Source organism: Gracilibacillus halophilus YIM-C55.5 (assembly GCF_000359605.1).
In the GTDB taxonomy this organism is placed as follows: Bacteria; Bacillota; Bacilli; order Bacillales; family Amphibacillaceae; genus Gracilibacillus; species Gracilibacillus halophilus.
The window spans coordinates 1-15809 of sequence record NZ_APML01000054.1 but is presented as its reverse complement, the minus strand read 5'-3'; the positions used below and the strand labels follow the sequence as shown (position 1 = coordinate 15809).

Sequence of the window (15809 nt, the reverse complement as noted above, 5' to 3'; positions counted from 1 at the left end):
CCGTTGCTGTGGAATTCCCCGATGTTCGAGCGGTCACTTATAACCCTGCCCTCTTACCAGAACATGTAGTCGATAAAGACAAGGACTATAACAATATTACAAATTATCTTGGAAAATATGATATTTTAACAGGTTCCCTTATGAGTTTAAATTATGATGATCGTATTCCCGGTGCCAAGCATGAAATACATAACGGAATTCCAGCAGCTGCAAGACCATTCAGTACGATCGGCAGTAATCACACCGGTTATTTACGAAACGGCGGAGATCAATATTACAACATTCGTCCTGATGGTGGTCCTGGTTCAGGTAAAATTTACATCGAAGCTGATGAACACATTGTAACAAGCATTTGGACCGGTCAACCATTGTACGGCGATCCTCACCAAATTGATATCACCCCAGAAGCATTAGAAGTGCTAGCGAACGGCTTAGAAGACGCCGTTATTGATCGTCTATCGAAAGTAAAGAATTATCTCGATAATTCGATGGAAATAATTCAGGATGAGCGAGCGAAAAGAAGAGCCAGAATCAACAAGATGCAGGAAGCCTTTGATGAGATTGTCGTAGAAGAAATCGGAAATTCCTTATTCGAAGATATCACATGGATGGGAAACCAACTCAAATCAGAATTACGATGGCTACATTCCCTTCTTGATCTCATTGAACAAAAAGGGCAATCACTCAACTACGTATTAAATTCACCACCTGCTGAGCTTATCGAATTTATTACAAGACAAAATGTAGACGTTTCTACATTAGTGGATCAAGCCAGACGAAAATTACATAATCTAGAAGAGAACGTGGACGATTTAACCGATAATTTTAGGTTAATCATCACAGAAAAAATTCCCGAATTACTTCATACTGGATTTCATGTCGGTACGGAACTATGGTATGATACGGTCGTTGAAGAAATGCATGCACATTTCAACATCGTCCAGAGTAATCACGACAAGATCCAACAACAAATCAATAGATTCAAACATCAGGTGTATGAAACAGCCAATCATTTTACAACAACGGACAAGTCTATTGCTGATGCGATTACGAACAAGCAAAACATTCCCTCTCATACAGCGGTCGCTACAGCTTCCGAGAAAATCACCTTAGAACAATCACCGTATTTAAAAACAAGAATGCGAATAAAAGAAATACAATTGGATGCATCATATACTTTTTTCAAGACAGCCATACATGTGACAATTGCGCCAATTGTAGGCGTCCTACACGATATCATATGGGTCATCAAAACGAGTTTAGAGAATCTTTCAGAAGCAGTAAAAGGAGCACCAAACATTTATTTTAACTATTCACTTCCTGGATTTTTAATATCCTATTTTACCAACTATCAAGAACAGGTTCAAGCTATCGTTAATGCTATGGTCTCCCCCATCGATACCTTCATTTCAAGAATAGATGGAATACGTGATGGACTCAGTCGGTTAGAAAACAATATACCTGTCATTTTAGAAAGATTCCGACCCTATATCGAACACGCCTTGTTCGATAATCAACGTTATTCAGATGTTTATTTATACAATCATGCCTCTCTATCACTCTTGAAGGAAATCGATTTATTATTTCATGATATCAATCATCAATTAGCGGATGAAAAGGCAAAAGCAATCGATGAGCTAGTCCTCAATGGTGAAGAAATAGATAAAAAGAATTCACTGTTGAGTGAACAAATCGAGCGCGGTACTTTATATTAAAGAAATATAGAGCAGTTGAAATCTCCTGAACGGGCAATTTATCTCGGAAAATTTCTTTATACCTTATAAAAATAAATTTTATCTCGCGCACATGAATTATATCTCGAGAACGCACAACATATCTCATTAACAGTTCATCACCTGTAGAAAACATTAGTCCCAAGGGGAATTAGTTGTTAACAGACAGAATCCCTCACTTTTTGTAAAAGTGAGGGATTCTTTTACTGATGATCATGTAATTTTTGATTTAAACGTTTTTCTTTTTCTGTTTCATCGGTATGTTTTTGTTTGGATGCAGCAGCTTCATTAATCGCAAATATCTGTTCCATTGCTTTCCCATCTTTTTCCGAGACAGTTGAGGCAATAAATTCACGATCGGCTAAGAAATATTTAATTCTATCCACCAAATGATCCATCATATTATCTGCTTTATGAAGACTAATAACGTATCTAGCATTTCGAAATGCATTTGCTCCAGATTGTGCTTGCGTACTTGAAATAATTTGAGATACTAAGAAATAGGTAGTGTACGATGTGCGTACTACAGTATTCTCACTTCTTGTCGAGTCATCATAAGACATCCCTACAGATAGCTTCGATTCCGAGTATGTTCCTTCCCCTTGAAAATGAATCAAATAACTTTTAAACTGAATTTCTCCCCAATACAAATGGGCTAACATCAATAAAGATACTCCAAAAACATACAAGATTACCGGAAACAATAAACTGGGAAAAAGTCCATTTAAGCTTAATTCAGCCGGCATAGCAAAATACAATAGAAATGCTGCAACGACAACGAACAGATGACCAGCAATTGCTGAACCTAATCGAAACGTTTGTAAGGAATCCGGATAATCCACTTCTTGATAGACAGGTTGCGTTTCTTGGATGGTATCCCCAGCAAAACTTCCTTTATCCATACTCCCTTCCATATTTAAATTAGGATTTAACTCACGATAAATTCTGTTAGGTATCTCTTTGTAACGGAGATCCATCATCTCCATATCCAGCGCTCTAAAAAAATCTTTTGGGTGAACATTCTCTTGCCAATGCTCACGAAATTCAGATGTCTCCGTAATTGGTTCTGCGATTTCAGCTCTTATTCTTGTTAACAAAAGGCTGACAACAAAAGTTAATGTCATTAATAATAAAAACAGTACAAGTGCAAAAGTTGGATTAAATGGTGCTTCTGGTAATGTGATACCCTGTCTTAATAGCACTTCTATGCCTGTTGGTAATAAAACTGATAACACAATTGGCCAAACAATATGACCATTTTGTCCCTGGCTTAATTGTTTTTCTTGAATAACTTCTTTTTTTCGAATAGGCTTAAACACCCATATCACAACTAAATAGAGTAATAGTCCAATCCCCATCCAGTTGGCAAAAGATGATTGACTTAAGAAAGTTAATCCTACAGTGCCTGATAATAACGCTAATACATAAAAAAGAAAACCGATTAGAGAATATCCTATTTTGCGAATATACAAATTAATAAAATTTCGCATAGCATACGGTAAGAACATGAATTTGGGAAACATGCTATATACGGCGCGTTCCAACAATGATGTCGGTTCTTTGAAAGTTGGGTTTTTTCTTCCAACAATCATCTGTTCTAATGTCTGCGATTGATAGGGAACACTTGGTTCACTAGTATGTTTTTCACTTTTTGCTTGGTTTTTCGACAGGCTTGTAGGTATCCCTCGACCTACATAAAAACGTGAAATCTTTATTAATCCCTTAGCAATGTAACTAACCCCTCCCGATACCAAAACAAGGCAAACCATTAGATTAAACCAACCTATTAATTGCTCATTGCCTGCAATATTTGCCCTTAGAGTAAATACTGATAAAATTCCAATGAATAAAATAACGGTACCGCTGACTAAATAAAGCAAGCCTTCCTTTTTAAAGGGATTTTTAATATCTAGTGAATCCGATCCATAATCAAAAGCCATTGATGTCACTCCCCTTTATATTTATTCTACTAGACTTTCATTGCAAAAAGGACACATCCCCATGACATTATATCATGAATAGGTTACTAGAATCGATCTAAACGTGATGAAGGACAGACCTCTTGAAAGTACAATTGTTCACGTTTGGAGGACGATTGAATCACTACGTAATTAAGTGTCACGTTCATCTTTCATTCATGAAATAAATGCAAGAAAACATTATGGAGCGGAATATGATCAGTTGCATCAAATGCCTAAATGATGAAAAGACACGGGTGCAAAACCCCGTGTCTCTTTCATTCTAACCAACTATACTGCTCCATGACTTTCTTCGTTTTCTGCCTGGCGAGTCTTCCCCAATTTTTGACGGCATCAACAGTGACCTTTTCACGCTTTGCGATTTGTTTTACCGACTGATCCTTCAATACATATTGCACAAACCAGCACCATTGCTTGTCGGTTAAAACTGCTCGAATATCACGTAAAAGTTGCTCTTCTATTCCGATTGAATCTTCCGTATATAAGTCTTGCTCCACCGTTTGTTCCATCCAAACCTGCTGACGCCGCACTTCCCGATTGTGCTTGTCGATCATATTGAGAAAGGTATGCTTGATACAGTAATAGGCATACGTAGAAAATCGGCTTTTCCCCTCATCATACTTCTGATAAGCACGCCACAATGCAATCGACGCTTCCTGATAAAAGTCACCCTCTGGATCACGAATCTGGTATTTGTGCATCAATGAATAAATCATCGGCTCAAAATCTTTCAATAATTCCGTAAACTCTTTCACATTAAAACTCCTATATGCAAAGGCACCTTCGCGCTAATTCCGCGGTATCTAAAGCATATAGGAAACGTACGTCATGCGTCACATGCACATATTTTGTTTGCCCTAGTTGAAAATAACAAAACTTGCGAAGGTTTTCTGTAAACGAGGTAAGAAAATGTGATTATTAACTGTGATCAATAAAGTACGGTGAACATGTATGAAAGCAACACACTTTTTAATGATTGATTGTCGGTCGCAGGTAAAAATCGAGTTCCAAGTCCTGCAACTGGTATGACAGCTTTTTTTATTCTCCTTTTATCCTCTCCTTTTTTGATTAAGAAATACCCATTTATCTGTTAACACAAAATTGAAGATTAGAGCCCCTAACGTTGCGAAAGCTTTGGCCATTACAAGACTTAAATTAATATATTCATATGCCAACTTTAATAAAAGAATCGAAAAGCACAATGTCCCCAAATTTACAATTACAAAACGAATAAACTCGCGTCGATTCTTTCTTTCTTTTTGTTGAAAGGTCCACTTCCTGTTAAAAAAATAACTGTTTAATACCCCGCCACTATACGAAATCGTTTGAGCCAGTGGGTATAGAATCCCTGCTAGTGATAGTAAGAAAAAAAGCGTTATATCAATAAGCGTATTCATACTACCCACTAGTCCAAATTTCATAAATTTCATTCCATTATTTTTGTTTAATAAACGATTCATTTGATTTCCTTTCATTTATTCCATAACTTTCTTTGACAATATATGTCGGCCTTCCTTTCGATTCATCGTAAATTCTGCCAATGTATTCTCCCAATATTCCGAGGATCGATAGAACTATTCCAAAGAAAAATAGTTGAATAACGATGACAGAGGACCAACCAGTAATAGTAGTATCGGTGAATAATCTCTGATAAATCACCACAAGCATGTATAGAAATCCTACAATCGACAGGAGTATTCCTAAATAACTCGCAATCTTTAACGGCTTATAAGAAAATGAGGTGATACCGTCTAAAGAGAGCTTTAACATCTTTTTGAGTGGATATTTAGATTCTCCATAAATACGTTCATCTCGAACATACTCAATGGCTGTTTGCTTGAATCCAACCCAGCTAACAAGTCCACGGACAAATCGATTTTTTTCCTGAAGCTGTTTCATTTGATCACAAACCTTATGATCTATTAAGCGGAAATCACCCGTGTTAATAGGAATATCTATATCTGTCAGTGCTTTTAATATACGGTAATATAGAGTAGCGGTTACTCGTTTAAAAACTGTCTCACCTTTTCGCTTTATCCGTTTGGCATATACGACTTCATATCCCTCTTTCCATTTAAGCACCATATCTTTAATTAACTCTGGCGGGTCCTGAAGATCAGCATCTATTACAACCACCGCTTCTCCTTCTGCAAAATCCATACCAGCAGTGATAGCAACCTGATGACCAAAGTTTCGAGCAAACTCTATTACCTTCACTGTCTGATCCCACTTACTATATTCCTGCATTTTCTCTAACGTATGATCTTGACTGCCATCGTCTATAAACAGAAGTTCATAAGGTTGATTCAATTCGTTCATTACTTTTTTCAAACGACGATATGTTTCTTCAATTACTTCTTCTTCGTTATACATAGGAACAATAACGGAATATTGAATTTCTCTACTCATTACCGCTCCCTCCTTCAGATAAAGTTACTTTATATAATGTGCTACCATTGTCACCGAAGCTTTGATTATCACTATTTGTGGAGCTCGATTCTTCGAATGTTATTTCTTCCCCATTTTCTGTGAGCCATTCCGTCACCTCATCATTTCCTTGTCTACCAAATCCTCGTTCCGAAATCAGAAAATATTTAACCTTTCCTTCTGCAACTAATTCTTCGATCTCTTCCACTGTGTAAACTTGATCTGAACCAGAAAAACCGTTCATGATCATAACGGATGCACCTTCATCAATCATGTAAGGAGCTGCTGTATTATAACTTGAAGTGGCAAATAGATATTCTTCACCTGTATTATTTTCTTTTACATAGTTGAGTAATTCTTCGTTCATACCACCTGCATTCTCCATTCCTATTCCTCTCATATCTCCCTGAGTCGTAGGACCAGCCGCTGGAAGCATGCTATTGCCACCGTATACAATTGGCGTAGCAGCCCAATATAATGGGCCAATAAAAAGGATAAGCAGCATGGCTATACCATATCTTTGCAATACATTATTTTTCATACATTTAACTATTGTGAAAACTAAGAATGCTAATATTCCTAGAACGAGCACACTATAAGACCAACCTTTTCCGATCATTTCGTCGTATGGCATAATGATGTACCATTGAAAAGCAGCAGTGATCAAAATAGCAATAGGCAATAACCAGCCTTTTATATTTTTCTTATGCTTGTAGTCTTGATACATGTTGATCGCTCCTGCGCCAAACAAAGCGGCAATAGGTGGTGCCAGCATGATTAGGTAATATTGGTGGAAGAAACCTGCAATACTGAAAAAGATAGCAACTGGTACCAACCACGCTAACCAAAAGATAATTTCTTTTGACTGGAATCTCATCTGCTTGAGTCTTGTTATTTTAAGGAAACTTAAACTAGCTAATAAGACAAACGGAAGTAGCCAGCTTGCTTGTCCTGATAGACTCTCTTGAAAAAGGCGTAATGGCCCTTCTTCTCCTGTATTAAACATTCCACCCCCACCAGGATTGCCACCTGGCATATTTGATCCCCTTCCACCTGGATTATTTCTATCCGTATTTCCTGGAGATTCATTTGGCATATTCGGAATGCTCCATTATCATTTCCATTCATTTCTCCTTGAAATGGATTCGCTTGATTATTTTGGTTTGTTCCAGAATCACTAGTAAACGGATTTCCATTATTGTCCCTTGTCGCATGTTACCACCGCCGTCACCTGGTCCACCTTGATTCCCTGTTAATCTAGCTGCACCATTATAGCCAAAAGCAAGTTCTAAGACTGAATTCGTATCACTACTCCCGACAAATGGTCGCTGATCTTCTGGAATAGTGTCTACAATAACAGCCCACGATAGTGAAATAACTAAAAGAACGGCAGTTGCCCCTGATAAAACCCCGATTTTTTTCTTCCAATTCTGCCGGAATGCCAACAAATAGAATAAATAAAAGGCTGGCAGTATCATATAGGCTTGAAGCATCTTCATATTAAATGCAACACCAACAACGGCAAAAGCTCCTATAATAGTCCACGTATGTTGCTTTCTAATCCCTTTGAACAGAAGCCATGTTGCTAATAACAAGGTAAAAACAAGCATACTATCAATATTATTTGTTCTACTTACAGCTACTGCGACAGGTGTTATGGCCATCGCTAAAGCAGACAATCTAGCAGCTATTGTCCCAAATGATGGTTTAACCAATATATACATTAATATAACCGAACCCATTCCCGAGATAGCTTGAGGAAGGATAACACTCCATCCTTCTAAGCCAAAGATGAGTGCACTAATTGTTTGAATCCAAAATGTAACTGGTGGTTTATCTACTGTGACCGAACCAGCTGAATCAAGAGAAACAAAGAAAAAATTATGAAAGTTTTCCATCATTGCTGCTACAGCAGTTGTATAGTACGTGTTCACATATTCTTCTGTCCAAATATTGTATAGATTTAGAAATGCTGCTAAACAGACGATAATGACTAACGGCACATCAAAACGACTAAAAAAACGCTTATTCAAATTTAATCACTCCTACGACATCTCTTTTATCTGTGCTATTTTTATTGTGAATGATCAAACTGATTTCTCTGTTAAAACAAGCTGAAAGTTAGCTGAAAATCATAGGTATAAGCAAAAAAACACTTTATAATATAAGGTGAGAATTTCATCACTCATACTAATCAAGAGCTTTTAACCGATAAATTATATAAAGGTGGATTCCAATGAAAACCAATGAAGCAAAAATATTAATAGTCGAGGACGATACACATATACTAGAGTTTCTAAAAATAGGACTAGAAAATGAAGGATATCAAGTTCGTACTGCTAAAGAAGGAATGATGGCCATAAATTTATTAAAAGAATTCGAGCCCCATGTCGTCATTTTAGATATTATGATGCCTGGAATGGACGGTTTTGAAGTGTGTCGAATGATTAAGAAAAGCGGCGTTTTTACATCTATCATCATGTTAAGCGCAAAAGATGAAGTAGATGATCGTATTAAGGGATTAACGATAGGAGCAGATGATTATCTTGTGAAACCTTTTAGTTTCGAGGAATTACTTGCGAGAATCACAGCACGGCTTCGGAACCAGTTTCCTGATTTATTTGGCGAGGTCAAATATGGCCCGTTTACAATCGATGAGCGGAGAAAAGAATTCAAATACCACGAAAATATATTAACCCTTTCGCCTACAGAATACGAATTGTTGAAATATTTGGTTATCAATCATGGGATGGTGATCAGTAAATTGATGATTTTAGACAAAGTTTGGGGATACACCTTTCAAGGTGAAGAAAATATTGTAGAAGTCTATATCCGTTCATTGCGAGATAAACTAGGAGACAAACAACATCAGATCATCCGCACAATACGCGGAGCTGGCTATAGGATTGATGTACAATGAAAAACAACTTTTTAAAGAAACTATCCCCAAAATCGTTACGCTATCAACTTTTAGCTAGAATGTTTTTCATATTAAGCTTCATTCTATTAATAATTGGTTTTTTACAATTTTTCATCCTGAAGGATTTTTTGTACGAAAATGAGGCAGACAGTTTACAAGCAAGACTAAGTTCTATACCTATTACAGTTATTCGAGATCTAGAGCACTTTCCTTCACCTGAAAATGAAAGAAATCCTAATTATATCCTATTCAAAGATTATACTCTCTCTCTTATTGATGGTGATGGGGATTACAATAACTTGTTAGAGCATAAACAACTCATTGTACCGAAGCTTTCACAAGACAAATTAAATCAAGTCATGCAAGATGGCCCCTTTCCAAGAGAAGACAATTATATGATTACAGAGGATAAAACTGGCGAAGAGCAAATGGTAGTGTTTCGACCTGCCTTTAATAATAATCAGGAAGAACAATTTTCTTTATTACAAATGAGTGTTAGTACAGCAACTCTTCATCAAGTGCTTTGGAAGCAATTGTTCATTTTTATTGGACTGTCCGTTCTTGCCTTAATTACTGGTTTGACCCTTTATACAACGGTTATTCAAAAGACGCTAAATCCTTTATCAAGTATGATTGATCGGGTAAAAGGAATTGGTGCCAACAATTTAACAGAAAGGATTCCAACATATAATGAACAAGAAGAAATACACAAGCTCAGTCAATCGTTTAATGAAATGCTAGAACGTTTAGAAAACTCCTTTTTACAAGAAAAAGAAGCAAAAGAACAAATGAGACAGTTTGTTGCTGATGCTTCTCATGAATTACGTACACCGATTACCTCTGTGCATGGATACTTAGAAGTTTTGCTGAGAGGTGCGGCCAAAGATTCCGAGCAATTAAATATTATATTGAACAGTATGCATGGTGAAACGAAAAGAGTAATTAAGCTAGTGGAAGAATTGCTACTTCTAGCTAAATTAGATAGAGTGCCAAGGCTTCACCTTGAAGAAACGAATATGACAGATCTAATCCGGGAAATGCTCCCACAACTGAGCTTTTTAGCTGGAGATCGAGATGTTGAGAAAGACTTAACAGAGAATTTGTATACAATGGCGGATGCTGATAAGTTAAAGCAGGTGATCCTTAATATTTTCCATAATGCTGTCCATTACACCGATGCTGAGACGGGGATCATTAAATTGTCTTTGGTCGCTGAAAGTGATTTCGTTAAGTTAATTATATGTGATAACGGACAGGGAATCGAAGAAAAAAATCTTCCTTATATTTTTAACAGGTTCTACCGTGCTGATCAATCACGTACACGTCATCAAGGTGGAGCAGGTCTTGGCCTGTCCATTTCAAACTCTATTATTAAAGCACATAATGGGGAAATAGCAGTAGAAAGCAAGGTTGGAGATGGGACTGCATTTTATATTTTTATCCCTCTATTAAAGTAAGTAAAAGTACTGCAGCAAGATTAAATGATCTTTTTCTAAAGAAGCTTCCTGTCCTGGGAAGCTTTTTTTATGTGGCGTTTGAGTTGAAGTGAGCGACTACTTAAGATGCATGATAGTTATTAATGATATCGTTTAAGGATAATACCGAAACGGTAGAAAGGATTAGTGTTATCGACAATTCCTGAACTATAAAAGATGGGTTAGCTGAACAAAGGTAGTGACTATGAGATGGACACTGATTATTCAACATAATTTGAATCCAAAATACGATTGCATAACCCAGCTACCCATCACTACTCATCAAATACTCTTCCAACATTTGATCAATGAGCGCAGCACTTTGCTTTTTCTCTTCTTCTGATCGCGTTATTTCTTTCTTCTTCCGCGACTTTTCTTTTTGTTCTATGTACCAGTCGGGAACAATGTCTTTCTTTTTTTGATCCTTTTGCTTTCGGTGTGGCTTGGCTTTATATTGTTGTTCGAGACGTCTGGCATCTTCTGTCGTTCGGACACCTTTCTTCTTCCAATTGAAAAGCACCGTTTCCATGTATTTTACCCCTTTGGCCTCAGCTTTTGTGGCTAATTTCATTGCAGCTAATAACAAATCAAAGCCAAACTCCTCGTAACATTGAGTGATCACTTCATAATTGTATGGCGATTCGGTGATGCCTCTTTGCAGATTGTCTCGATAAAATGCCATGACTTCCTGAAAGCGCTCGTCTCTACTATTACATTTTATGTCTTTATTCTTTACTGGCTTCCTTACTTTCTTTACGGAGCTTACATCGCTTGCTGCCGCTGACTTCTTAGCCTGAATCGGTTCGTATTTTACTAACTTGAACGTTCGTGTTTTACGCACCCGATGATCGGGATCGGTAGGTATTTCACTTCCTTTTCGATCTGTATTCGGTGTAGGCGTAGGTGCTTGGGTTGATGTTTTCGCACGATTTCGCCGTTTAATATTTTCATGAATCAGTCGATTAAATGTTTGATTGTCCCATTTTTTGTTCGGGGTAAGTTGCCAAAGGTGATAATGCTTATTAATGGTAAAAACCATCGACGCTTCATCCCAATCGAGCACCGCACAACTCTTCAGAAATTCCAACTCTTTTCGAATATCTTGTTTATAGATGCCTGTCACTTCAAATGTTCGTAATGAATCAATTTTGCAATCTTTCTGCCCTGTGCCATAGGATAAACGCCAAATAAATAAAATCAGATTGAGCTGCCGCTTGCTAAAATCTCGTCTTAATAATTCGTTCCATAATTCGTTCGCAATTTTGATAAATCCATTCTCGACTTGCGGGTTTGCCAATTGAATCACCTCTCATTGTTAATAGGAGCGATTATTCACACTAAATCATCAGAAAATGTTTGTGTGATACCTTCATCCTATCCAATCGATTTTCAAATCTCACATTGGCAAACGTCCGAGAAAGCACGTAAAAATAAGAAAACGTCTAGTATTTTATACGTTTTTGCGATGGGAAATTAGATTTTCACTGTGTTGGTTTTACATAGAGGGGTTTTTTTACTTAGACATGTCCAAGGATTCTCGCCTCACCAAATTAATTCTAGCCTCACTCCGAGAATTCTGGCTTCACCAGATTAATTCTGGCCTCACTCCGAGAATTCTCGCCTCACCCAATTAATTCTGGCCTCACTCTGAGAATTCTCGCCTCACTAAATTAATTCTAGCCTCACTCTGAGAATTCTGGCCTCAATGAATAGATCATCCTTCAGTAAACCAGAAAACTCTTTCATAACAAAAATTCCCCTAAATTTCGTCAAATAGCGTAAGTATATCCTCTAAAGCATCGTAACCTTGATCATTAAATACAAACTTCCTAACTTCTCCATTAACTTTTGCTGTAATTAGTCCCATCACTTGACCTTCTTTTTTCTGAAAAGTCATTGGCAGTTCACCGAAAAACTTTGAATCATAACTAGATTGAATAAAGTCTTGCCTGTTAAGATGGATTGTCCTTATAAAGTTTAAGATGTTAACCTTTATTTGATCTTCCAGACTTAATTCCTCCGCTTGCAATAGCTTCTTAACAGCATTTTCTGAATACTTCATGTGATATCTCCTTTTAATCTTGTTGTATATGTTCACCGAAAAAAATTATATCACTTTTGCCGATGCCTGTATTCATTCATCATACTTTTCTTCAACTAGGTAACCATATGATACAATTCTCTATGACAAGCTCGTATTTCATTTTTTAATTCATCGGATGCATTTTCCCATTTGATTAAATCAATTTTTAATAATGTGTCTACATTTTCTATATCTGTAGAAAATTTCAGCCAGTCGCTTTGAGTGATATCTGGAGCTATCACTGCCAAATCGATATCTGAACGAGGGTCATTGTCACCATATGCTCTGGAGCCAAACAATAAAACTTTTTGAACTTCTGGATAGCTCTTAGCTCTATCTATAAGTTGCTGATAAATATCATTCATCAAAACAAACCCTTCTCCTTTAAAAAAACAAACGTTCTCTTCATTTCTGGATAATAATCCTTGATGTTCCCTAATATCTCTAATGCTAGTCTCTCATTATACGTATGTGACGTTTCATTCCTATCCTTTAGCATTTGAAGCCATGCCGTTTCATCATGAAGCCATCTCGCTTGGTAGGCTCCTTTTAGCGTTTCCTTTGGGGTGTTGGCTTCAATTCCCTCGTTCTGCAATAGTCGCTTTAAACTTTTCCAAAATAATTCTATCGTAAACTCAAACCGTTGTATGGTCCCGTCTACAATCAAACTATTTTGATGATCTTCTTGTAATGCTTCTTCCAAGCGTAGCAAAGACTTCTCCAAATTGTTGACGCTTTGAGTAAGTTTTCTTTCATTATGAGACAAATCCATCCCCCTCCTCGAATAGATTATTAAACGATCCTCGCGTTTGTTACCATTAATATAACACAAAGTGTAAGGAAATTCGCCACATCAAAAAATATATACAGTAACATTTTTTATTGATTATTTCTTTCCCATATACTTTTCCCGTCAGCCTGAAAAACTGCACGTGGCGGATCATCATAAAGTGAAATTTCAACCAATGAACCTTTCTCTTGTATTAACCAATTATATAAATTACTTTCTTCACTTGGATGAGCTAAAATATCATCTACTTCAAATGTAACAGCATAATATTCGGTAAAATTCACATCATCGTCATCTAGACCATTGTCTGTTTCAAAGAGTGTGTCCGTCTCACCAATAATTTTTAGTCCACTATCCCACTCTATTATCAAGTCACTATCTTTATACCCTTTTAACGTTTGTATTAAAGGATCATATTCCATGTATATATCCTCCTCTTTTCACTTTTTCAATGGTTCTGAAGGTACTATATGAGCTCCGTTTTTTCCGTAATGAATCATTCCTCTAGTAGTTTCATGGTATTCGCCAGTATCATGATCATAGTACTTTCCAATTGGTTTATCAAAGTCTATTCTTTCTTTTTTACCGCTTGGTAGTAGCTGTCCTTTCCCAGCAAACTTATCAAGCAATTCTTGTGCAGATTTATTTTCGCCATAAAAAATACTCTTGTTTTTCCCATTTGCTATTTCCTGTTTATAATTTGGTGTGTTGGGAATATGTTGGCTTCACTTTAACTGGAAACCCATACACTGTTTGGTAAGGTCCTATAGGTACTGACTTCTTTCCATAAGAAGGTACACTATTATTCTTAGAAACAGATTCATTGCTATTAGCGCGATTATTTTTCTCTTTATTCGCCTGTCTCCTTTCCTTCACTTTTTTCAGTTGAGCTTTGGCAAGGGTAAGTAAGGCTTCTTCCTCTTCGCCATGACGTGAAATGAGAAGACAATCCTGCTACTACGATCGCTGCTGAATGGAAGGACGATATTTCTTCACCGGTCCAATAGTTGTAACCTTCCATGGCCGCTTTGGTTTGTTCTACCATTATGTCCGTATGTTCCTCTGGTCCTTCTAACTGAATCTCGCCATTTTTAATCGCTTCATTATAAGCTTCGGAAGCCCTCGCTGCCTTTGATCGACTTTCCCATTTTTACTTAGGACCCACATATTTCCTATCCGTTCTTTATCATACGCCGAAAAATCGATAAGGACTGATGCGGCCGTTGATAATTATAAAAGTCCATACACTCCCGAATATTGCCCCTTCATGAGTTATGAATTTCACCTAATCACATTCCAATATTAACCATATTTAATATTTATAACCCAAAAACAAAAACACCTGTTGCCTAATAAGACAAACAAGTGCTTAAGTAACTAAATCTTATAACATTTTCAATCTCCGATTATCTATGCTATGGCCTCTTTCCAGATTAACATCAACTCTAAAAATTCATCAGTTTCTATAATACTTTCAAAAGGCTCATCAACCCGGTAATGATGCTCAGCAATTGTTATGTTTTTCTTAATATTTATACTTGTAGCATTCAACGTGATTTCAAAGTCTTCATAATCTCCTGTTAAAACCTTCTTGACGTATCCAATATACTCATCTGCTTCTTCTTTTGTTGAAATATCCTCAAAAGCGTCTGAGAAAACAGTTAATTTTTCCGGTAGTATTATTCTTGTGATACCAAATGGATCTTTTTTAAATTTATATGAATATCTCATCTTGTTTTATCACCTTCTATGTTATTTATTATATAAAGGATAGGCAGTGGCTATTGAACCATCCTTATTTAAAAACATTTCTATTTTAATTCCAGCTGAATTTTTACCTATAAACTTATTAGCACCTATTTGTTTTTTATTTTGATATGCTTCATCAATAGCCTTTAACACATCTACACGATTCCATTCCTTCGGAAAAAAACTAGATTTGGCTACTTTTCTCTTCCCACCTATTTCAACTTTGGCTTCATAGACACCATTTTTATCAGGTATTTTCTCGGATCCAGGTATAATTTTTCCACCCATCATACTTTTATGATGATATCCAACCGCTTTACCTCGTCTATTAATTTCACCATGGTAAATGTGTTTTATCGTTCCCATATTATATTTACCCGTACCTTTAGAAACAGATCCGTTGTTGTTCACTGTACCATCAGCATGACTCTTTGTCTTCTTATTCGCCTGTCTCCTTTCCTTCACTTTTTTCAGTTGAGCTTTGGAAAGGGTAAGCTTTCTTCCTCTTCGCCATGACGTGAAATGAGAAGACAATCCTGATACCACAATCGCTGCTGAATGAAAAGAAGATATTTCTTCACCCGTCCAATAGTTGTAACCTTCCATGGCCGCTTTGGTTTGTGCCGCCATTATGTCCGTATGTTCCTCTGGTC

17 protein-coding genes and 1 pseudogene are annotated in these 15809 nt (G+C 36.8%); 3 read left to right on the top strand and 15 right to left on the bottom strand.

Annotated elements, in window-relative coordinates; translation table 11 throughout:
* Nucleotides 1–1715 (top strand): SA1320 family protein (locus J416_RS15955; RefSeq protein WP_003471613.1); only part of this gene is annotated, 1715 nt, incomplete at its 5' end.
* Between the two features lie 221 nt (nucleotides 1716–1936).
* Here the strand turns inward: J416_RS15955 and J416_RS11230 are convergent.
* The 6 genes from J416_RS11230 to J416_RS16725 all read right to left on the bottom strand — a co-directional run bounded on the left by J416_RS11230 (nucleotide 1937) and on the right by J416_RS16725 (nucleotide 8172).
* The gene (locus J416_RS11230; RefSeq protein WP_003471608.1) at nucleotides 1937–3673 is read right to left on the bottom strand and encodes a hypothetical protein; all 1737 of its coding nucleotides are present in this window, start codon (nucleotides 3671–3673) and stop codon (nucleotides 1937–1939) included.
* Nucleotides 3674–3969: 296 nt separating this feature from the next.
* Nucleotides 3970–4467 carry a sigma-70 family RNA polymerase sigma factor gene (locus J416_RS11225; protein ID WP_003471606.1) on the bottom strand — a complete coding sequence of 166 codons (498 nt, stop codon included), beginning with the start codon at nucleotides 4465–4467 and terminating at the stop codon, nucleotides 3970–3972.
* A 294-nt stretch (nucleotides 4468–4761) separates the two neighbouring features.
* Nucleotides 4762–5133, bottom strand: coding sequence for a GtrA family protein (locus J416_RS11220; RefSeq protein WP_169331771.1), 372 nt, complete (start codon nucleotides 5131–5133; stop codon nucleotides 4762–4764).
* Between the two features lie 13 nt (nucleotides 5134–5146).
* The gene (locus tag J416_RS11215; RefSeq protein WP_003471600.1) at nucleotides 5147–6121 is read right to left on the bottom strand and encodes a glycosyltransferase family 2 protein; all 975 of its coding nucleotides are present in this window, start codon (nucleotides 6119–6121) and stop codon (nucleotides 5147–5149) included.
* Nucleotides 6114–7235 carry a mannosyltransferase YkcB-related protein gene (locus J416_RS16730; RefSeq protein WP_003471597.1) on the bottom strand — a complete coding sequence of 374 codons (1122 nt, stop codon included), beginning with the start codon at nucleotides 7233–7235 and terminating at the stop codon, nucleotides 6114–6116. The genes J416_RS11215 and J416_RS16730 overlap by 8 nt, the downstream gene beginning before the upstream one ends.
* 28 nt (nucleotides 7236–7263) lie before the next feature.
* The gene (locus J416_RS16725; RefSeq protein ID WP_003471595.1) at nucleotides 7264–8172 is read right to left on the bottom strand and encodes a glycosyltransferase family 39 protein; all 909 of its coding nucleotides are present in this window, start codon (nucleotides 8170–8172) and stop codon (nucleotides 7264–7266) included.
* A 203-nt stretch (nucleotides 8173–8375) separates the two neighbouring features.
* Between J416_RS16725 and J416_RS11200 the strand changes: the two genes are divergently transcribed.
* On the top strand, nucleotides 8376–9059 hold the full coding sequence (locus J416_RS11200) for a response regulator transcription factor (RefSeq protein WP_003471592.1): 684 nt from the start codon (nucleotides 8376–8378) through the stop codon (nucleotides 9057–9059).
* A 128-nt stretch (nucleotides 9060–9187) separates the two neighbouring features.
* Nucleotides 9188–10516: a sensor histidine kinase gene (locus J416_RS11195; protein ID WP_240407277.1), complete on the top strand. Its 1329-nt coding sequence runs from the start codon at nucleotides 9188–9190 to the stop codon at nucleotides 10514–10516.
* A gap of 283 nt (nucleotides 10517–10799) precedes the next feature.
* On the opposite strand, the gene J416_RS15135 is transcribed toward J416_RS11195, so the two are convergent.
* The 9 genes and pseudogenes from J416_RS15135 to J416_RS16300 all read right to left on the bottom strand — a co-directional run.
* The gene (locus J416_RS15135) at nucleotides 10800–11831 is read right to left on the bottom strand and encodes a replication protein (protein ID WP_003471582.1); all 1032 of its coding nucleotides are present in this window, start codon (nucleotides 11829–11831) and stop codon (nucleotides 10800–10802) included.
* Nucleotides 11832–12293: 462 nt separating this feature from the next.
* The gene (locus tag J416_RS11185; RefSeq protein ID WP_003471568.1) at nucleotides 12294–12596 is read right to left on the bottom strand and encodes a hypothetical protein; all 303 of its coding nucleotides are present in this window, start codon (nucleotides 12594–12596) and stop codon (nucleotides 12294–12296) included.
* A 95-nt stretch (nucleotides 12597–12691) separates the two neighbouring features.
* On the bottom strand, nucleotides 12692–12982 hold the full coding sequence (locus J416_RS11180; RefSeq protein WP_040513454.1) for a nucleotidyltransferase domain-containing protein: 291 nt from the start codon (nucleotides 12980–12982) through the stop codon (nucleotides 12692–12694).
* Nucleotides 12982–13389 (bottom strand): HI0074 family nucleotidyltransferase substrate-binding subunit, encoded by a 408-nt coding sequence (locus J416_RS11175; protein ID WP_040513448.1) that lies wholly within the window; start codon nucleotides 13387–13389, stop codon nucleotides 12982–12984. The genes J416_RS11180 and J416_RS11175 overlap by 1 nt, the downstream gene beginning before the upstream one ends.
* Nucleotides 13390–13496: 107 nt before the next feature.
* Nucleotides 13497–13829 carry a hypothetical protein gene (locus J416_RS11170; protein WP_003471562.1) on the bottom strand — a complete coding sequence of 111 codons (333 nt, stop codon included), beginning with the start codon at nucleotides 13827–13829 and terminating at the stop codon, nucleotides 13497–13499.
* An 18-nt stretch (nucleotides 13830–13847) separates the two neighbouring features.
* Nucleotides 13848–14211: pseudogene (locus J416_RS11165) on the bottom strand (polymorphic toxin type 50 domain-containing protein); the annotation flags it as partial.
* A gap of 46 nt (nucleotides 14212–14257) precedes the next feature.
* Entirely contained in the window at nucleotides 14258–14452 is a 195-nt protein-coding gene (locus J416_RS11160) for a hypothetical protein (RefSeq protein ID WP_003471561.1), read from the bottom strand.
* A 365-nt stretch (nucleotides 14453–14817) separates the two neighbouring features.
* Complete coding sequence (locus J416_RS11155; protein ID WP_003471560.1) at nucleotides 14818–15138, bottom strand: hypothetical protein; 321 nt, start codon at nucleotides 15136–15138, stop codon at nucleotides 14818–14820.
* Between the two features lie 21 nt (nucleotides 15139–15159).
* On the bottom strand, nucleotides 15160–15809 hold a 650-nt coding region (locus J416_RS16300), incomplete at its 5' end, for an EndoU domain-containing protein (protein ID WP_003471559.1).